Origin of the sequence: Natronomonas aquatica (assembly GCF_024449025.1) — an archaeon.
GTDB classification, from domain to species: domain Archaea; phylum Halobacteriota; class Halobacteria; order Halobacteriales; family Haloarculaceae; genus Natronomonas; species Natronomonas aquatica.
The window spans coordinates 1-17,333 of sequence record NZ_JAHLKM010000039.1; the positions used below are offsets into that span (position 1 = coordinate 1).

Sequence of the window (17,333 nt, forward strand, 5' to 3'; positions counted from 1 at the left end):
ACTGGCGGACGATTTGCTGGTGAGCCTTCCCCGCGTCGGAACCGCCTGTGAGCCTTTTCAGTTCGAGGCCTATTCTCCCGAACTCGTCGTGCATGAGTAGTAGGTCGGCTCTGTAGTTGGATCGGTGGGGGGAAACTTCCTGGATCGCGGTGTATTCGTTCTCTTCGAATTTCCGTTCTAAGAAGTCCTGAAACTCCTGCTCGGTGTCAAAGACAGGGAGGCCGCGCCCATCTACTTCCGCTTCCTCTGAGTCTTCACTCGTCGTCATCGGTCTCGCCTCCCCGCATCTCAGTAGCTCGGTTTTGAACTAACTCGACGTACGAACGCACCTGCTCTTCGGGGAGATCGTAGGCGCGGGCAACCCACTTCATCCCCATCGTCGGGTTCGAGACGAGGTACGCCATCACGACGTCCTCACGGGCCCGTGCAACGGCCGGAGGAATACCCCGTTCTCCAGTCTTCTCTTCGCGGAATCCTCCAGTGACGGTATGCACGTCCGCGTAGAGACGCGCCTTGTCCAGAGAGTAGAACGACTTTACCCGCCCCAACGGCCCCTCGTAGTGGAATCGGTCTTCTTCCCCCTCAACGTGCTCGCGCACGATTCGGCAGTTGTGTTCGTACTCCTCGACGACGTCAGTCATCACTATCACCGTCCTCGGGCCAGTGCCAGACGACGTCACCGTCGTCGAGGGAGAGGACGTCGTCGCGTTCGGCGCGCTCGTAGGCCGCCATCAGCGGCGTGAACCCCACGTTCTTGCCCGTGCGGACGGAGAAGACGCGGCTGTAGGCCCGCAGGAGCCGCCACCGACGCCACCGCGTCCGGAGTTTCCGCAGCTGGTCACCGATCATGGTCAGATGCGGTCGAAGTGATCGTACCGCTCCTCGGTCGTCTTAATCGTCGCGTGACGCAGCCGGTTCCGGACGTCGTAGAGCGTGTAGCCGTCCTCTTCGTGGAGCATCCTGTAGGCGACGCTGTGTCGGAGCGTGTGGGGCGTCACGTCCTCCGGGCCACCTGCCCCACCCTCGATGCTCTGCGGGCGCACGTCGGCCTCCACGGCCAGCGAGCGGACGACACGCCGGACGCTCTCGGTGGTCATCCGGTCGGCCTGCCGCGACGGGAACAGCGCCTCGCTGTCGCGCCACCGGTTGTTCAGGTACGAGCGCAGCCGCGAGACGGTGTCGTAGGTGCTTTCATCGACAGCGAGGTTCATCTCCTCGTAGCTCGGCGAGCGGTCGGTCGGGTAGTCCTTCTGGATGCGCGCCGGGATCGCCAGGTAGGCCGGGTCGTCGTCGAGGTGGAGGAAGTCCACGTCGATCTGCACGAGCTCTCCGACGCGGAGGCCGGTGTCGTAGAGCATCGCCACGATGGCCTCGTTCCGGTCGCGCAGGTACGGCAGGAACTCGTCGCTCTGTGCGGCTGTTCGAAGGTCGCGGACTTGGCGCGGCTTCAGCCACGCTTTCGCCCGACCGTGGGAATTCGCTATTTCGGGGCTCACGCTATGTTCGCTTTATAAAGCGCATCCCTCTTAGTGGTATCGACTGTGGGTTTCTACTAACAGAAACCAACACTCGGTACTATTAAGTGAGTCGCGTCACCAGTGGGAGATACGCACCGCTCGTCGCTCTTCTTCGTAGGAAGAGCGGCCGGGGCTGCAACCCCGACCGCGGTGCCGCCAAACCATGACGGCAAACGAATCTACGCCCTCGAACGGGCAAGAAGCCAGCGGTACCGAGCACGAACCACAGACCGACGGCGGCGTCTCTCGCCGCGTCTTCCTCGGCGCAGCAGCGGCCGTCTCGACGCTCTCAGCCGTCGGCGGCACGGCAGCCGCGGACGGTGGAGGCGAGGAAGAGGAGTACGTCTCGCCGAAGGACAGCGACACGGACTACGGCCGCGAGAAGGTCGTGGACACGTCCGGTGGGCTGGACCTCCACGTCGGGATGGACGGGAACTACGAGACCAGTGTCACCGTCTCCAGCCATCCCGAGGGTATCGGGCTGAAGCTCTCGAACGAGATCGGGACGATGCACACGCTCCTGCTGCCGGAGGACATCGAACCCCTCTGCCAGGAGCTCCTCGACGCGAGAGAGAAGACGCGCCCCGAAGAGGCCGAGTACTCGCGCGAGTGGATCACCGAGGAGTTCAGGGACGGTGATGCCTGATGTCCGGAGCCGCCACCAGGGGAAGCGTCGCCGAGGACGACGTCGAGGCCGACCTGGACCTCGCCGAACTCATCGAGCAACACGAGAGCACCGACTGGAACGCCGTTCCGGGCGTCAGCGCTGCTGAGGCCGGAGCGTGGACGCAGCGGCTCATCGAGGCTCGCAACCGCGTCCAGGAGGGACTGTGATGGCCGACGACGTCTCCCGACGGACGTTCCTCGGCGCTGCGGCCGCACTCTCGACGCTCCCGGCCGTCGGAGGCACCACCGCCGCGACCGACGGCGGGGACCAGCAGCGCGCCATCGAGGACCTCACCGCCTCGGGGATCTTCGTCAACGCGGACCTCGGAAAGGCGAGCTTCCGTGCCGAGCCCGACGACCTGGAGGAGATCGACGTGCGGGTCCGGTACGACTACCACGACGTCATCTTCAGCGTCGAGGCCACCAACGACGCCAGCGACCGCGCCGGGACGCTCCTGGAACTCAAACCGGCCGAGGCGGAGGCCATCGCTGCGCAGCTCGTCGAGGCCGCCGAAGAGTACCGCGCCGACGGACAGGAGGGGCGATGATGCAGACCCAAGACGCGCGCGTGACGGCCCGCCTGCACCGGACAGCGGACGGCGAGGTCCACCGAGAGTACGTCGTCGGCGACGTCGCCTACGGGTCCCTCGACGCCCTGCAGCGGGCACTGGCACGCTAACCTCGCCACCCCCTCACTCTTCGAGCTCGCTGCAGGGTGCGCGCACGTCCTGGAACCCCTCACCCCACCAGTGGCGGCGGTCGGGGATGTCCTCGGCCGTCAGCAGGCCGCGGGGAGGAAACGCGTGCGTCCAGGTTCGAGTCCTGGAGCGGGCGTCTGACGCACCTTTACGTATCCGTATACGCATACGCAAGCGTATATGGACGATTCAGCACTCAGAGCAGCCACTTTCCTCGACAAAGGCGGTGTCGGGAAGACGACCGCGACCGCGCACCTCGGGGTCGCTCTCGACCGTAACGGGTACGACGTCCTACTCCTCGATCTCGCGGGAAAGCAGGGCGACCTCGCCAAGCACTTCGGGCTGTGGGAGGAGGTCCAGGCCGACGACGACCGCTGGCCCAACATCACGACGGTGTTCCAGGACGAGTGGGAGACGATCTCGGAGAAGCTTCCCACGGCCGTGGAGGATCTCATCATCCCGACCGGCGAGGGGCCCGACCTCATCCCGGCGCACGAGAGCCTGGATGGCCTCGACGCCACGCTCGGCAACATCGACGATGCGGCCGAACGGTACAGTCGTCTCGACGAGTTTCTCACGGACTACGTCGCCAGCGACTACGACGTCATCCTCCTGGACCTGCCGGGGAGCACGTCGAACATCGCCTACAACGGGCTGTGGGCGGCCGGGAACGTCGTCGCCCCCGTCCGTCCCGGTCCCTTCGAGGCAGGGCAGGCCGCTCAGTTGCGCCGCGACCTGGAGACGATCCGGGAGGAGCAGGATGTCGGCATCGAACTCGTGATGGTACTGCTGAACGAGGTTGATGAGCGGACGAAGGCCGGGAAGACGTACCTCGAAGAGTTCGAAGAGGTGTACCCGGAGGCACTCGCTCCCGTCCAGATTCCCTCGTCACAGGACGTTCAGAACGCGCAGATGAACGGCGGGACGCTCTTCGCCCTGGAGCGACCGTCGCAGACAGCACAGCGCGCCATCGAGGCGTACGAGACCGATGCCGAGAGGCTCGTGGAGCGCCTCGGAGGTGGCCGATGAGCGACACCGACGACGAGTTGGAGCAGCTGCGAGAGCAGACCGACGTCGGCACACGCGCGCAGTCAGCGACGCCGGGAGAGGAGCCCACCGACCTGGAGGACGCGATGGTCGCGCTGCTCGCCGACGTCGAGGGCGGTGAGGTGTCGAAGACGCTCTCGGTCCGCGACGCCCGCCTCACGGCGCTCGTGCGGGCGCTGGAGGAGACAGGCGACCTCGCCGACGTCGGAGCGGCCCTCCAGGAAGAACTCGGGCGTGAAGCCGATGCTGATGGGATCGACCGGAGCGAGATGCTGCGCCTCGCGGTCCGTCTCGGCCTCCAGGAGGCCGCGCCAGAGGTCCTCGACAGCGCACGCGATGCGTACGCCAGACACGCCAGCGAACAGTTCTAACCCGCATATACGTATCCATATACGTACACGGATACGTGTATGGAGGCAGATGCGCAGGCGTACACACCGCGCTGAGTTCCGTATAGCCATATTCAGTTTATTGCCTGCTCGCGGGTGCCTACGTCCGCGGGTGCAGTGGCGTACGCGAACACCTCCAGGTGCGCGGACGTCGGCGAGCGCGGTCACACGTGAGCGCGATAATCGCGCTGGTGGGCGCGGCCGCAGTAGAACGCGCAGGGGCGCGTGTGGAAGGGCATCTTCTCCGCCTCAACCCCCACCCTCGCGTGTCCGAAACCGGGTTCCAGAACGGTCTACGAGCGCGAAAAGCGGAGAAGCGCTTCAGTTGAGAATGCGGTCGATGATGTTCCCGATGTCGGGGAGCTCCTCTCGGTCGCGGTCGTCGCGCTCCGGATCGACAGGGTACCCGGGCATGGTCAGTCCCCGTTGAGGATGCGCGACACTGTGGACCGGTCCAGGTCCACGACCTCGGAGATCTCCTTCTGCGTGAAGTCGAGGTCGGCCATGCGCTCGATGAGTTCGTTCCGCTTCTCCATCTCCGCCTCGTGGCGTACCTGGTCCGGGTCGATCTCTTCCTCGTCGTCGCCGTAAGCGTAGTTCTCGCTGTAGTTCTCCATCCGCTCCGACTTCTTCTCGGTAAGCTTCTGGTACTCGGGGTCGTCGTCGAGAGGCTTCCAGCGGACCCTGTGCAACCGCCTGAGGTAGTTCTCCCCCTCGGTGTCGTCAACCTTTGTTTGGTAGACGACAGCGACGCCACGCTCGATGACGACGATGTAGAGGTCAGCGAGCTCTTTCAGCCGCTTGTCCAGCATCGAGGCCGACGGGAGTGTGGTCAGAGAGTACACCTCACGGTACCGCATCGTCGCCCACAGGTGGCTCAGCTTCACATTCCCCGTACTTGAGCTGCGTCTTGAGTCTGCTGCCTGTTCACTCTCGTCTAGGATGATACAGGACTTCTTCGGCGTGTCCTCGGAGGTGTACATCTCCGCATACTCATCCGGGTCCAGCGTCGCTCTATCCGCAGTCCACCCGTTCTCGTCCATCGTCTTGGCGAGTTGGACTGCGAGCGTCGTCTTGCCAGTACCTGTCTGAGCGTCTCTTGCAACGATCGACCCCAGCAGCGTTCGGTTGTCCCGCTTCCGGTTTTCAATAAGCCTGTGCAGCTCGCACATCGGATGGTCCGGAGGTACTCGCACGTAGACGGGTCTGGGATCGGGTTTTGTGAAGAACAGCGGTTCGAACTGGTCCTCCTGATCCCGCGCATGGTAGAAGTCCGATCCCGTCTGAAAACCCGAGTACCTCCCGTCATAATCGACGCCGTGACCGCAATGTTCGCGGCGGAAGTCTTCGAGAACTGGCATGTGCGAGATGATAGGTGATATGATCTTCTGCCGAAACTCTTCTGAGTAGTGGTGGTTTTCGACCGGCGTGTCGTCAAGCTGCTCTACCACACTCAGAGGAACGACGATGCGATCGTCGTAGACGTCGAGGTAGGGCCACTCGCGCAGCCGTTTTTCATAGCTTTCAGGGTGCCCTGAACACAGCTCACCGCCTCCAACACCAGAGTACCCGTGGTTACAGTGGCCGGCTTCGAGAATGCCGTCCGGCGGATCCATCGGGTCGTAGTATTGCGCTCGCTTGATATCCGGTTCCACCCAATAATCGTGGTCACTCCCACGGTACTCCCGCTTCATGTGCCCACGTAGTTCGAACTCGGCGTACCAACCGTAGTCGGCGCTATCCTCGGGTTTCGTGATGATCTCGTCGTCGGCGAGCGGTGCTGAGTCCGTGTCGCCTGAGTCTGTAATCGCCATGCGATCTAATGTTTGCTGATATTTTGATTTTCAGTGTGTTGTGTTATACTGTACTGTACCCACCTTTACCCAACGCGCACGCATACCGGAGGCGGTATCCCGCCGCCGTACTGCGGTTTTACATTTCTCGTCGTGTGAATCGGGGGAATCCGCCCCTCCGCTGTCTTGCGATTTTCTGAGAACACCCACTCACACTCACGAGTGCCGAACCCGCCGCTGTCTTGCGATTCCGGGTTAGTGAGTGTGAGTACACCAGAAAAGTGATAGTTGTGTTTCGCAGATGGGTTCGGATGCTGGATGACGGTTTGCCTGTTTACTGGCTTGAAAACCGACGTACGCGGCCGTACTGTCTTAGAGGTAGGTCTACAGAAAGGTGCAATATCGCTACCACACGCAGATGACACATCAGAATACACACCAGTTCGCCCACAGTCGATACACATCTTGCTCACTCTGAATCGAGTTCGGACGCGAGAGACTCCAACGCGGCGTCCATCGTGTCTTCACCGTAATCACTCACCAAGAGGTGGAAGTGCTGAGCCTGTGGCTGCGGGAGCGACTGCCAGTAGTCCTCCCACGACTCTGCCTCGTGGATGAGGTCGGTGTCGAGATCGTCCTCCTCGACCCACTCCTTCAGTTCGGTGACGCAGGTTTCGACATGCTGTTCCTCCATATACTCGCTCCACTCGTCCTCGTCGAACTCCGCGAGTCGCAGAACCTCGTTCCAGCGTTCCCGGCCTTCCTCACCACCAGCCGGTGAGCCGTCAGCCTCGACGCGGGCGATGAACTTCTGTAGGTACTCGTCCTCGGCCGGATTCCAGTCCTCGCCAGCCGTCGGCGGACGGGCCTCTTCCTCCAGCACGGTCTCGACGTCGAGGTTGTCGGGGTTGTACAGAATGTGGTGGAGGAACGCCATGTCGCGCTCTGAAAGATCTGCTTCCAACGCGAGTTGGGCCTCGAAGTTGGGCGCGACGCGGGAGAGGTGGTTGAGCTTCTCTTTTAGCTCCCCACCGAGTTCCTCATCAGCGAGGGAGAGCCGCTCCATGCCGACCTCCAGGTCGTCGTAGGTCTCGATGTCGTACTCCTCGAACACCGACCGGAGCCACTCGACGATCTCCTCTGCTTCCTCGCGGTCGGGATCTTGCCAGCTGTAGCCGTGCGGGTCGCTGTCGGGCTGCCTCGCGTGGTAGTAGAGCGCGTCGGCCAGGTCGATGTCCGCAGCGTCCTCGACGTTCTCCTCAGCATTCTCGTGCTGGCTGTTGACCAGGACGGCGAGCTCGTGACGGGTCAGCTTGTCGCGCTGGTGGAACCGCCGTTCGAGTTCCTCGACGCTGTCCTCGTCGGTGCGGGTCACATCGATGTCCACCTGGACGCTGATGTTCTCCGCAGCGGCGACCGCATGCTCCTGTTCAGCTTCCTGAATCGCTGCTTCGAGGATTCTCGGAATGTCGATGTCGAAGTCATCCTCCAGGAGGCCGAGATACGTGAAACGAACGAACTCCTTGAACCCCTCACGGAAATGGAGGTCATAGCCCTCATCGCGGGCGTTCTCGAATATGATCTCCCGGTCTCTGTCGTCGATGTACCGGAGGTAGCGAGAATCGAGGTACGTGGTCAGTACCCGATTCCGCATACGTCGGCGTGCGTTACGCTGAGATGGATCAGAGAAGTCGAGGTTGACCGTCTCCAGGAGGAGCCGCCGGTCCGATTCGCTGAGGAAACCGCGATCGTGGTCGGCTTCGTCGAGGAGCCAGTGGAAACCTCCGCCGCGCGCGCCACCTGTCACTTGTCCGAATCGCCCGCGGGCGATGGGATACATCTCCCCGAACGCGAACCGATCCGGCGTTGAGTCGTCGGCCATAGTAGCTTGTGGAGTCTCGGATGCCATATTTCTTACCCTCTGTAATCCGTTTGTGACACAGGTAATGTATACGGGGGACAAGAACTTAGTACCCGGGGCTCAATCCTGAGAGCAGGTAGAAAAACAAATCGCGTGTACCGGGGCAGCATGGACCTGCTGCTCACCGGTTCAGTCTGAAAGTAAGACCCCGACCGGGTCGCCCCGGCCGGAGCCCGCTCGATGCTTGGTGGCGTTGACGGGCTTCGCCGGTTGCGACCACGGTCGAGAACCTTGGCGCGGGGTTGATGCGAACCCCGTGGACGGTGGTTCGGTCCCGGGAGTCCTAAGAGTTTGGCTCCCGCCACCGTTCACGGGCCTCTCGCATCGATTCTCCGCACTCCACAACGAGAATGCCCGACACCGTCACGATCCAAACCCGACCCGACCAACAGTTCACCCTCGAACGCTTCGAGGACGCTGGCGAAAGCGAGATCCTTCCGGACATCGCCGCACTCGCCGGCGTTGATATCGAACCCGCACCCGATGCTGCCGTCTGCGGTGCAACCGGATGCCGCGAGAAAGCGCAGCTGCTCCGCGGCGTCATCGAGGACTTCGGCCGGCGCGTTCTCTGCGCCGACCACATGGCCGATCTCGTCCGCCGGGAGGTCCTCGACGCATGAGCAGAACCGGCCAGAGCCCCCGGAACGGGCTGGCGAAGCTTCTGTGGGAGGCCGATCCCGACGACTCTCCGCAGGAGATCGCCGCCGAGAAAGAGCGATTTCAGTGCCCCGCATGCGGGTGGGGTGCCGAACTCCGGCGCAACGAGTGTATGGTCTGTGAGTACGACCAACCACTTCGACCCGTACGAGCGGGCGGGAGAGGTGATGCATGACGTGCGTCAGACGCCCGCTCTACCGCCGCAGGCTTACGTTTATAAGCCAGCGACAGAAAGAGACAGGAAAAGCAAGGCTACGCAACAAGCGTCCGAGAGAAGACGCGGGGCGGTCGATTCCGCCCCTTGGTTTGGACACCTACGTCTTCTCCGGCTCCGAACTTAAGAGTATCGTCGCAGCAGTAGCTGCGTCTATCTCTTACGGAGCTTTCGTCGCACCGCGACGTCGGGCGCGCAGCGAGGTGATACTACAAATGCAACCCGACAACAGCGACGGAACAGGAGAGTTAGATGCACAGCAGCAGCCAGGGTTCTGGCTGCATCGTGAGCGAGGTGTGCTGAACTGATGGCAGACGACGAGATGGAGGACGCGGGCGTCAGCTGGACACTCCTCGACGACCGCGTAACGATGGACATCATCCCGCGAGAAGACAGCGACCTGCGCGTTCGGTTCCAGGACGACGAGGGCGAGGTTCTCTGGTCATCGTTCTTCGAGCGGGGGTTTTGGGAATCCCGGACGAAGAAAGGCGAGATCGGGAACAAACTCGCTGACAATACCTCCTTTGCCAAGTCCACGGTAAAGGAGGAACTCGAATCTGTCTGGACCGATCTGAGTGAGAATGCCAAAGAGTACGAGAGCAACCTCGTCTCACCGTCAGTAGAGGAGCTCATCGAGAACACGCAGGCCGTCGAAGTTCACGGCGGCGAGGAAACCGAGAGGCACGTGTACGTGAAGGCGAAGCCCTTCGGCGAGTACGTAGACGGTGCCAAGACCGACGGAGGTGCCAGCGTTCGAAAACTCGTTTTCAGCAACGAGGAGTGGGTAAAGTCCGACGGCGATACGCAGACGCCACCCGTCGTTTCAAAGTACAGCAACGCCTTCTACGAAACCCTCGAAATCACTTGGCAGGAGTGGCGTGAGGACATCCGGCCACGCTGGAAGGACAAGCAGCAGATCGTCTCCGACGACCAGATGTCCACCGCTGACCGCATCGCCATGTCGGTGGTCCGGTCCCTCCGCCACCGCCTCGATGCCCACGCCGACCGCTCGAAGATCCTCAACGACTCCTGGAACGGCTGGTACGAGGCCGACTCACCGCACGGGGAGGTCGTCTGGATCCCTGGCGACACCTTAGACGAGGCGATGGACAACCACGATAAGGGGACTGAGTACCGCTCCGCGCTCTCTCGCGCGCTAAAGGCAGAGGGATACACGCTCGGGAGCCGGAGGCAGACCACCATCCAGGGCGACCCGGTAGAGCTCTACCCGTTCATCCCTGAAACGGTCGGTATCGAGGATACTGACGTGGACGTCATCGGCCTCAACGACGAAGACGACGATGACGACGACGGTGACGAGTCGGACGCAGACGACGCAGCCGCGCAGGGCGACGACGATCTCCTCGATGACGTCGTCGGTGTCGTCGATGACCTGGACCCGAACGGGAAGGGCCTTCCCGAGACCGAGGTGGTCGCCGAGGCATCCACGAAGCGCGACCTCGGGCCACCAGACGACATCACAGACGCCATCGAGCGCGGCGTACTCAGCGGTGCGCTGTACCGGCCTGAAGACGAAGAGCAGGAACTGGTTGCAGTGAGACCGGGCGGGGGCGAGACGCCTGGTGAAGGCGACATCGACCCTGACGAGGACGGTGTTCCGGAGCCATGACCGAGACGCACATCTGTCTGGTCCACGGCGCGCCCGGATGCGGGAAGACGCACACGCTCCTGGACGCCGTCGAAGACCACGCCGCCAACGACGACGTCGGGATGTTCGACGTCTACCTCGCCAACTTCACCAACAACGGCCGGGAGGCCACTGCCGACGACCTCATCGAACGCGGGGTGTTCGACCTCAGCCAGTACCCCGATGAGATCGGCGAAGACGACCTTCGCTCCCGATGCCGGACCCTCCACAGCATCGCCCTGCAGTGCTGCCCCGAGGTCGAGAATCCACAGGAGCAGGTCATCACGATGGACGAGGAGCCGACGTTCTACGAGGAGTTCTGCCGTGAGCACGGCCTCGCGTTCGAGGCCAAGAAGACCAACCCGCTGGAACTCATCCGCAGCGGGAGGGAATCGACACCTCGCGGAAACAAGCTCTTTGCGCTCGATCAGTGGCTCCACGCGCAGTACCTTCCATCCGCCGACCGTCTGGCGAAGGTCACGAAGGCCCCGGTGGAGATCGAACTCGCCAACAGCCGCATCCGGGAGCTGCTGCAGGCCTGGAACGAGTACAAGTGCGAGCGGATGTCACGACGGTTCGAACACCACGACTACGTGGACATCTGCCTGGAGAACGGCTACGTCCCCGACGTTCGATTCCTCGGAATCGACGAGTTCCAGGACCTCAGCCCCGTGGAGTACGCGTTGTTCAAGCTCTGGCGGGACAGCGGTCAACTCGACTGGATCTACATCGCCGGCGACGTCAACCAGAGCATCTACTCGTTCCGGTGTGCGTCGCCGTTCTATCTCGCTCGGACCGATGTCGATGAGCGCCGGTACCTCACCGACAGCTACCGGTGTCCCGAGGCCGTGAGCGCCGTCGCCAGAGGTATCCTGGAGGCCGAAGACTCCATCACCCGGAACATCTTCCGGACGGCCCAACGCAGCCACGGACACACGCCTGAAGGCGTCGCTCGGATGCGGACTGCCACCGACGACGAAGGGATGGCGCAGGCCGTCCGTGAAGCCCTCGACACGCACGAGAATCCTGACGACGACGAGAAGGCCACCGTCTACCTTCTCACCCGTACGAACTACCAGTTGGGTGTTCTCTCGAACGCTCTCCAGCGGCACGGCGTCCCCTTCGATGCTATCGGCGACAAGATGGATCCGTGGCCGGAGAAAGTCGTGGACTGTCTCATCGCGTTACGGGCACTGCGTCGGGGAACTCCCGCACCACAGGGGCCCGTGGACACGCTTCTCGATGTCGCCACGAACAGCGACCTGCGGAAGGAGCGCTTCGAAGGGGCAGACATCGACCGGCAATTCCGGGTTGACCTCGAAAGCGATGCCGTCTACTTCCCGAAGCGGGTCGAGGCGGCGTTCCCGGGCCGATCTGCCCGCACCATCGTGGACGTCCTCGACCTCACCGACTACCAGCAGGACATGCTCAGGGGCGCACTGGAGTCCGACGCGTCCCCGTACCCGGAACGCATCCAGGTCGGAACCATCCACGAGGCCAAGGGCCTGCAAGCGCCCTGCGTCTTCCTCTTCACCGAGACGACGCAGAACATCATGGACCGGTACCGCAGCGGAGATACACGAGCTGAAGAACACAGGATCTACTACGTCGGCGCGACCCGCGCATCCGAATCGCTCCACGTGGTAGACGGCTTCTTCGACGGCCCACGCATCCCGATCTTCGCCGACGGGCTGCCGGGCCATGCAACCGAGACCAACACTGAACAGGAGGCAGCAGACTGATGTCCCGAAAAATCCCGGCAGAGAGCGATTGGAACGACCTTCTCGACACCGCCCGCGAGACCTCGCTCGGGCTTCAGCCCGGCGACGCCGTCCCACACGGCAGTCTCGCAAACACCGTACGCGACGAGTGTGACGCCAACCAGAGCACCGCCAGCCAGTGGATCGGGAACGCGGTCCAGAAAGGCTGGCTGGAGCAGCGAGGCACCGGCGCGAACCGTGAGTACGTCGCCACCGACGAGGATGCAAGCCTCTACGACTCCGAGGCCGTCGACCGTTTCCTCGGTGAGGACGACGTCCAGGACGCCGACGTCGAGGCCGCTCTGGAGGCCGCGGTGGACTACTACCACGGCCAGCTGACCGATGACCAGCGCTGGCTCATCGAGGGGAAGTGGGGCATCGACAGAGCCACGATGGACGACCTGCGTATCGGGTTCTCCCCGTCGAACAACGAACTCCCGGCCTTCCTCGAAGAGCGTGGCATCGACCCGGTGGCCGCGTTGAAGGCCGGCGTCGTCCGCTGTTCCGCGGTGAAGTACGTCTACACAGGAGACCCGGATGCGGGTGGGGGGTCGGACGCTCTTCCGGATGTCCTCGACGAGGTCGCTGCGGCACGCGCCGCTGGCGAGGTCGCGTCCGAGGACATCAGCCTCGAAGCCGTCCTGGAGGCCGTCCAGGAGGAGGGTCACGCCCGACTGTACGCGTGGTGGGACGCCCGGATCGTCTTCCCCTACCGCGACCAGGACGGCACCATTCGGTACCTCATCGCCCGGAAGACCGGCCAGAGCGACGACGTTCCGGGAAAGTATCTGAAACTCGCCAACACGAAGCCGTGGGTCGCGGACGACGTCGTCTTCGAACCGATCTACGGCTGTGGCACCGTGGAGCCCGGCGAGGACCTCATCCTCACCGAGGGCATCACCGACGCGATCCGGGCGCACGAGGCCGGATTCCCCTGCATCTCCCCGGTGACGAAGCAGTTCAAGAAGGAGCACTACGACGTCCTCCTGGAGTACGCTGAAGAGGCCGGCACCGCCTACCTCTGCTTCGACAGTGAGGAGAGCGGCGTCGGCCTTGACGGGGCGCTGCGCACCGCGTGGTTCCTCCAGGAGAACGACGTGGACGCCCGCGTGGCCGAGCTCCCGCGCGGTGACCGGGAGGAGAAGGTGGACCTCGCCGAGTTCCTCCAGGACCACGACGGCGACGATCTCCGCGACGTCCTCGACGAGGCCATCACGCCCGACGACCACCCCGACTTCGATGATGTCGTCCACGGCGACCAGGAGCCCGAACCGGACGACACCCCGGGCGGCGACACCTCGGGGAGCAGCGGGAGCGGGAAGACCGGGTCGAAGCAGAGCGCCCTGTTCGACCTCAGCATCTCTGACGTCGTCGAGAACGACAGCAGGAACGGCGTGCAGCCCGGCTACCGAGGCGACAACCCCATCCGTCACGTCGGCGACAGCCACTCCAGCTACTTCGTGTACGAGAAGTACCGCGGGGGGATGCGGGCCCGCGACTTCAAGGAAGGCTACACGTACACGCCACTCACCTGGCTGGTGTGCGCAGCTGGTGCTCGGTCCACCTCGAACCCGGGCGGCCCCCTCGATGCTGATGAAATATGGGCTGCCTGGAAGTACGCGAAGGAGCAGGGGGTCCTCGGTGAGACCGACCCGATCCCCTGGAAGGCGCGCCTCCACATCGCCCGGGAGCACGACCTCGCTCCCCGCGACCTCATCGATGGCGCAGAGCGAGATCCCTCGCTGCTCCCGACGACGATCCACAACCGCATCCTGGAGACAGTCGAAGAACGGTACGGTCTGAACCCCGGAAAGGACGCTCTCGACACCGACCACAAGTCGGAGAAGCGCGCCGAGTACCTGGCCGGGGACGATGGCGACATCCAGGAAGACGACGACAAGGGACGTGAGGTGAAGCGGATGCTGGCGACGCTCGACGAGCTGGCCGACTGACGACCCCTCATTTCTCCGCCGCCACGAGCTCCCGTAGCTTCGGCGCTGACGAGATCTCCTGCGCCACCGCCAGTATAACGCGCACGTGTAACGGAAGTAGAAGCCTTCTCTTCCCAAGAATTCGCCGAAGCCGTTCTAATGGTTTGATTGCTGGTACATTTATTGGTAAAATTGGGGTTGTGGAGAACCAATAACTGCTGTAATCGCTATACGACGTAGGGTTATTGGGGCGATTTTATCGTTTATTGGTTGTTTCAGGGTGGGGGGCGGGACCCCCGCCCCACCCTCGCGCGTTACGCGTAATAGCAATGGAGTAACTGCGTTCCTCGTTCAGCGTCTCACAACGAGGATTCCGGTCACTTTGAACACCGGAGCCGACGAGATTGCCAATAATTCGGCCTGTGGCGTCCTTCTCTCCCTGCGGAAGATCGAGGAGCCGCCGGTGCGCGCGACCAGCGCCCGATCGCCAACCACGATATGGTCGTGCTGTCAGTCGGCGGTTCAGGCTGTCAATCGGGCAAATGAGCGGTTTTCTATGGAGTCACGTGTTTACTGCATAGATACTACCTCTGAGAGTCCGGGATTATCCAGTTAGCGGGGTAACTTTGCAACCATTTATGGCATTGCTCCTGTGAAGTAACTTCGCTAACATGCCAGGAATGACCTACAATCCGCTCGGTCTCTCAGGCGAGCGGGACAGAACAGGCACCTTCCGACCGTCCCCGACGTCGCAGTACATCCGGTTCCGCGAGACCGCGAAGGACGGCGACGTCCTCGACGAGTTGATCGGACTGACCCTCACCTCGACCGGCATCCGCGCCGCAGCGATGGCTCACATGAAACCGTCCTGGTGGAGCAGCGAGCCGGGCGAGCGCCCCCACCTGGAGATCCCCTACGGCGAGGTGTGTACCCTCGGGTCCGGGAACGGGAGCGGGGGCGACACGAGCCGAGAGGGCGTTCCCTGCTTCCACTGCCGGAACCGGGCGAACAAGCGGTGGGCACCGGACGGCGCGGACTTCACGCCGAAATCAGAGGCCGGCGTCCGGCCGATCCCCGTCCGCGACGAGGACACCATCCACATCCTGGATAGCTACTTCGACCTCTACGAGAACGTCGCCTCGCAGGGGACGATCACCAACCGCGTGAAGAGCATCGGCGAGCGGGCGGGGTTCGAGCGCCGGGTGGTCGCGCACGATCTCCGCGATACGTACGGCACGCTGCTGGCGAAGAAGGACTTCGGTCCTCACAAAATCAAGGCGCTGATGGGACACGCGAACCTCGAAGAGGCGATCAAGTACATCAAGCTGGCCGGAGAGGACGTCCAGGACGAGTATGATGATAAGTGGTGAACCGCCCGAGGACCTCAGCGAGCGCCAGCTGAAGGTCTACCCGGGCGAGCAGTCGCTCCCGCTCACCAACGACGGCGTCAACGCGTTCAGGGCGGCCAGCCGGGACGGCGACCACAAGGACCGCCTCATCGGCGAGGGACTTCTCCTGACCGGCCTGAAGCCGGGTACGTTCGCTCACATGACCGAGGAGTGGCTGGAACGGGAGGACGGCCGCCTCTTCGTCCGCGTCCCTGGTGACAGGGTCGAGTGCGTCGTGAGCCCTGGACGTCGAGGCCGAACGACCAGCGGCGGCGGGCACCCGTGTAAGGACTGCGAGCGACGGAGAGACGGGTACTGGACGCTGAACGGAACGCTCCAACCGCGACGGGTTCCGGTTCCTGAGGCTGAGTTTGCTGACTTCATGGAGGCGTACTTCTCCGCGCACGACCGTGTCTGTACACCGGGGACGGTGAACCACCGCCTGCAGGAAATCGGTGTCAGAGCGGGCTTCGAGAAGACCGTCTCGGGGAGCAACCTGCGGATGACCTTCGGGAAGATGCTGGCCGAGAAGGGCTTCGACGCCGAGATCGTCCGGCGAGTGATGGGCTTCCGCGATACGAACCAGGGGAAGGAGATGGCGCAGCGGTACTTCGTCCTCTCAGAAGAGCACGGCAACCCGCCCTACTACTGCGGCGAGGAAACGGACTCAGGCGACCGCTGCCGTCGGACGGTCTTCTTCCCGAGCGACGTCTGCTACCGTCACGAGTAGCCCGTCAGAAACTGTTAAGACTGTCAGCCCTGTACGTTCTGGCAGAGCCATGTCCGCAGACAAGCGACTCCCGGTGACCGAAGAGACCCGGAAGGAACTCCACGAGCTGAAAGAACCAGGCCAGACCTACGACGACCTCCTGAAGGAGCTGGCGCAGCAGCGCCGCCGGCAGGACCTGGAGCAGCGCTTCCAGCAGTTGGAGGAGGCGGACAGCGACGAGTTGACGCCCCTCTCGGATGTCTGAGTACGACGTCCTGCTCGGTGACGACGCCCGCGAGTTCCTCGACGTCGCCGACGAGAAGACCGAGCGGGTCTGCAAGGAGAAACTCGGGTACCTTGCGGAGAGCCCGTACCCGGGCCGCGGTCGTGGGGACAAGGAGAAGCTCCCCATCGACGGCCGCCGCGACCGGTACCGGATGCACATCTCTCGGACCTACACGGCCATATACACCGTTCTGGAGGACGAGAACGAGGTGCGCGTTCTGGAGATCGTCCCCATCGACGAGGCGCACAAGCGGTACGGTTTCTAACTCCCACCCGCATGCGGGATGGTTCAGAAAACGTCTTTCTCAGGATATAACCGCTCAGAAACCCGTCCGCGGATGCTCTCCAAGTTGTATTTGTTTTTCTGGCCCTCAGGAAAGTCTCGCTTCATCGGGAAAGCGGGGAGCATATACTCTCTACTGGATCCCCATTTTAGGCGTGCATACGTTGTTTCGTGGACATTGAGGACTCCGATACCGTACCGCTGGAAGAAGTGTTCGAGCACCTCCAGCTTCCCTCCCTGAAAACCGACCTGATGCCGGTTATCGTGCATTCGGGCAGCCTGGAGTTTAGGGATATACGGTGCGAATGCCCACAAATTCACGCGTTCGCCGATGTATCTCTTTCCGGAATACTGGCGGACGATTTGCTGGTGAGCCTTCCCCGCGTCGGAACCGCCTGTGAGCCTTTTCAGTTCGAGGCCTATTCTC

General features: G+C 62.9%; 22 protein-coding genes. 15 read left to right on the forward strand and 7 right to left on the reverse strand.

The window, feature by feature from the left end:
* From KM295_RS15425 to KM295_RS15440, 4 genes are all read right to left on the reverse strand, one after another.
* Window positions 1–268: hypothetical protein (locus tag KM295_RS15425; protein WP_256030958.1), on the reverse strand; the 268-nt coding region annotated here is incomplete at its 3' end.
* Window positions 255–641 (reverse strand): hypothetical protein, encoded by a 387-nt coding sequence (locus tag KM295_RS15430; RefSeq protein WP_256030960.1) that lies wholly within the window; start codon window positions 639–641, stop codon window positions 255–257. The genes KM295_RS15425 and KM295_RS15430, both read right to left, overlap by 14 nt.
* Complete coding sequence (locus tag KM295_RS15435; protein WP_256030962.1) at window positions 634–849, reverse strand: hypothetical protein; 216 nt, start codon at window positions 847–849, stop codon at window positions 634–636. Before KM295_RS15435 ends, KM295_RS15430 begins: the two co-directional genes overlap by 8 nt.
* A 2-nt stretch (window positions 850–851) precedes the next feature.
* Window positions 852–1,496 (reverse strand): tyrosine-type recombinase/integrase, encoded by a 645-nt coding sequence (locus KM295_RS15440; RefSeq protein ID WP_256030963.1) that lies wholly within the window; start codon window positions 1,494–1,496, stop codon window positions 852–854.
* A 184-nt stretch (window positions 1,497–1,680) separates the two neighbouring features.
* Between KM295_RS15440 and KM295_RS15445 the strand changes: the two genes are divergently transcribed.
* The 6 genes from KM295_RS15445 to KM295_RS15470 all read left to right on the forward strand — a co-directional run bounded on the left by KM295_RS15445 (window position 1,681) and on the right by KM295_RS15470 (window position 4,299).
* Entirely contained in the window at window positions 1,681–2,163 is a 483-nt protein-coding gene (locus KM295_RS15445; RefSeq protein ID WP_256030964.1) for a hypothetical protein, read from the forward strand.
* Window positions 2,163–2,351: a hypothetical protein gene (locus KM295_RS15450; RefSeq protein ID WP_256030968.1), complete on the forward strand. Its 189-nt coding sequence runs from the start codon at window positions 2,163–2,165 to the stop codon at window positions 2,349–2,351. The genes KM295_RS15445 and KM295_RS15450 overlap by 1 nt, the downstream gene beginning before the upstream one ends.
* Entirely contained in the window at window positions 2,351–2,731 is a 381-nt protein-coding gene (locus KM295_RS15455) for a hypothetical protein (protein ID WP_256030971.1), read from the forward strand. Before KM295_RS15450 ends, KM295_RS15455 begins: the two co-directional genes overlap by 1 nt.
* The gene (locus KM295_RS15460) at window positions 2,731–2,862 is read left to right on the forward strand and encodes a hypothetical protein (RefSeq protein WP_256030972.1); all 132 of its coding nucleotides are present in this window, start codon (window positions 2,731–2,733) and stop codon (window positions 2,860–2,862) included. The genes KM295_RS15455 and KM295_RS15460 overlap by 1 nt, the downstream gene beginning before the upstream one ends.
* Before the next feature lie 199 nt (window positions 2,863–3,061).
* Entirely contained in the window at window positions 3,062–3,910 is an 849-nt protein-coding gene (locus KM295_RS15465; protein ID WP_256030973.1) for a ParA family protein, read from the forward strand.
* Complete coding sequence (locus KM295_RS15470; RefSeq protein ID WP_256030974.1) at window positions 3,907–4,299, forward strand: DUF8115 family protein; 393 nt, start codon at window positions 3,907–3,909, stop codon at window positions 4,297–4,299. Before KM295_RS15465 ends, KM295_RS15470 begins: the two co-directional genes overlap by 4 nt.
* 434 nt (window positions 4,300–4,733) lie before the next feature.
* Here KM295_RS15470 and KM295_RS15475 read toward each other — a convergent pair whose 3' ends face one another.
* Both KM295_RS15475 and KM295_RS15480 read right to left on the reverse strand, forming a co-directional pair.
* Entirely contained in the window at window positions 4,734–6,131 is a 1,398-nt protein-coding gene (locus KM295_RS15475; protein WP_256030976.1) for a helix-turn-helix domain-containing protein, read from the reverse strand.
* A gap of 448 nt (window positions 6,132–6,579) precedes the next feature.
* Window positions 6,580–7,992, reverse strand: a complete 1,413-nt coding sequence (locus tag KM295_RS15480; RefSeq protein ID WP_256030978.1) for a DUF8102 family protein — start codon at window positions 7,990–7,992, stop codon at window positions 6,580–6,582.
* Between the two features lie 389 nt (window positions 7,993–8,381).
* On the opposite strand from KM295_RS15480, the gene KM295_RS15485 reads away from it, so the two are divergent.
* From KM295_RS15485 to KM295_RS15525, 9 genes are all read left to right on the forward strand, one after another.
* The gene (locus tag KM295_RS15485) at window positions 8,382–8,651 is read left to right on the forward strand and encodes a hypothetical protein (RefSeq protein ID WP_256030979.1); all 270 of its coding nucleotides are present in this window, start codon (window positions 8,382–8,384) and stop codon (window positions 8,649–8,651) included.
* Entirely contained in the window at window positions 8,648–8,863 is a 216-nt protein-coding gene (locus KM295_RS15490; RefSeq protein WP_256030983.1) for a hypothetical protein, read from the forward strand. Before KM295_RS15485 ends, KM295_RS15490 begins: the two co-directional genes overlap by 4 nt.
* 346 nt (window positions 8,864–9,209) lie before the next feature.
* Window positions 9,210–10,532: a hypothetical protein gene (locus KM295_RS15495; protein WP_256030985.1), complete on the forward strand. Its 1,323-nt coding sequence runs from the start codon at window positions 9,210–9,212 to the stop codon at window positions 10,530–10,532.
* Window positions 10,529–12,292, forward strand: a complete 1,764-nt coding sequence (locus KM295_RS15500) for a 3'-5' exonuclease (RefSeq protein WP_256030991.1) — start codon at window positions 10,529–10,531, stop codon at window positions 12,290–12,292. The genes KM295_RS15495 and KM295_RS15500 overlap by 4 nt, the downstream gene beginning before the upstream one ends.
* Window positions 12,292–14,262, forward strand: coding sequence for a toprim domain-containing protein (locus tag KM295_RS15505; protein ID WP_256030992.1), 1,971 nt, complete (start codon window positions 12,292–12,294; stop codon window positions 14,260–14,262). The genes KM295_RS15500 and KM295_RS15505 overlap by 1 nt, the downstream gene beginning before the upstream one ends.
* A gap of 650 nt (window positions 14,263–14,912) precedes the next feature.
* Window positions 14,913–15,611: a tyrosine-type recombinase/integrase gene (locus KM295_RS15510; RefSeq protein WP_256030998.1), complete on the forward strand. Its 699-nt coding sequence runs from the start codon at window positions 14,913–14,915 to the stop codon at window positions 15,609–15,611.
* On the forward strand, window positions 15,595–16,359 hold the full coding sequence (locus KM295_RS15515; protein ID WP_256031001.1) for a site-specific integrase: 765 nt from the start codon (window positions 15,595–15,597) through the stop codon (window positions 16,357–16,359). Before KM295_RS15510 ends, KM295_RS15515 begins: the two co-directional genes overlap by 17 nt.
* Before the next feature lie 49 nt (window positions 16,360–16,408).
* A complete protein-coding gene (locus KM295_RS15520; RefSeq protein ID WP_256031002.1) occupies window positions 16,409–16,603 on the forward strand; it encodes a hypothetical protein in 195 nt (64 codons plus the stop codon).
* On the forward strand, window positions 16,596–16,889 hold the full coding sequence (locus KM295_RS15525; RefSeq protein ID WP_256031003.1) for a type II toxin-antitoxin system RelE family toxin: 294 nt from the start codon (window positions 16,596–16,598) through the stop codon (window positions 16,887–16,889). Before KM295_RS15520 ends, KM295_RS15525 begins: the two co-directional genes overlap by 8 nt.
* A 23-nt stretch (window positions 16,890–16,912) precedes the next feature.
* Here KM295_RS15525 and KM295_RS15530 read toward each other — a convergent pair.
* Window positions 16,913–17,333: hypothetical protein (locus tag KM295_RS15530; protein WP_256031004.1), on the reverse strand; the 421-nt coding region annotated here is incomplete at its 5' end.

Bases quoted from the DNA above. Each gene is read 5' to 3' on its own strand.
- KM295_RS15430 (WP_256030960.1), bottom strand. From the start codon at position 641: ATGACTGACGTCGTCGAGGAGTACGAACACAACTGCCGAATCGTGCGC.
- KM295_RS15435 (WP_256030962.1), bottom strand. From the start codon at position 849: ATGATCGGTGACCAGCTGCGGAAACTCCGGACGCGGTGGCGTCGGTGG.
- KM295_RS15445 (WP_256030964.1), top strand. From the start codon at position 1,681: ATGACGGCAAACGAATCTACGCCCTCGAACGGGCAAGAAGCCAGCGGT.
- KM295_RS15450 (WP_256030968.1), top strand. From the start codon at position 2,163: ATGTCCGGAGCCGCCACCAGGGGAAGCGTCGCCGAGGACGACGTCGAG.
- KM295_RS15455 (WP_256030971.1), top strand. From the start codon at position 2,351: ATGGCCGACGACGTCTCCCGACGGACGTTCCTCGGCGCTGCGGCCGCA.
- KM295_RS15460 (WP_256030972.1), top strand. From the start codon at position 2,731: ATGCAGACCCAAGACGCGCGCGTGACGGCCCGCCTGCACCGGACAGCG.
- KM295_RS15465 (WP_256030973.1), top strand. From the start codon at position 3,062: ATGGACGATTCAGCACTCAGAGCAGCCACTTTCCTCGACAAAGGCGGT.
- KM295_RS15470 (WP_256030974.1), top strand. From the start codon at position 3,907: ATGAGCGACACCGACGACGAGTTGGAGCAGCTGCGAGAGCAGACCGAC.
- KM295_RS15475 (WP_256030976.1), bottom strand. From the start codon at position 6,131: ATGGCGATTACAGACTCAGGCGACACGGACTCAGCACCGCTCGCCGAC.
- KM295_RS15480 (WP_256030978.1), bottom strand. From the start codon at position 7,992: ATGGCCGACGACTCAACGCCGGATCGGTTCGCGTTCGGGGAGATGTAT.
- KM295_RS15485 (WP_256030979.1), top strand. From the start codon at position 8,382: ATGCCCGACACCGTCACGATCCAAACCCGACCCGACCAACAGTTCACC.
- KM295_RS15490 (WP_256030983.1), top strand. From the start codon at position 8,648: ATGAGCAGAACCGGCCAGAGCCCCCGGAACGGGCTGGCGAAGCTTCTG.
- KM295_RS15495 (WP_256030985.1), top strand. From the start codon at position 9,210: ATGGCAGACGACGAGATGGAGGACGCGGGCGTCAGCTGGACACTCCTC.
- KM295_RS15500 (WP_256030991.1), top strand. From the start codon at position 10,529: ATGACCGAGACGCACATCTGTCTGGTCCACGGCGCGCCCGGATGCGGG.
- KM295_RS15505 (WP_256030992.1), top strand. From the start codon at position 12,292: ATGTCCCGAAAAATCCCGGCAGAGAGCGATTGGAACGACCTTCTCGAC.
- KM295_RS15510 (WP_256030998.1), top strand. From the start codon at position 14,913: ATGCCAGGAATGACCTACAATCCGCTCGGTCTCTCAGGCGAGCGGGAC.
- KM295_RS15515 (WP_256031001.1), top strand. From the start codon at position 15,595: ATGATGATAAGTGGTGAACCGCCCGAGGACCTCAGCGAGCGCCAGCTG.
- KM295_RS15520 (WP_256031002.1), top strand. From the start codon at position 16,409: ATGTCCGCAGACAAGCGACTCCCGGTGACCGAAGAGACCCGGAAGGAA.
- KM295_RS15525 (WP_256031003.1), top strand. From the start codon at position 16,596: ATGTCTGAGTACGACGTCCTGCTCGGTGACGACGCCCGCGAGTTCCTC.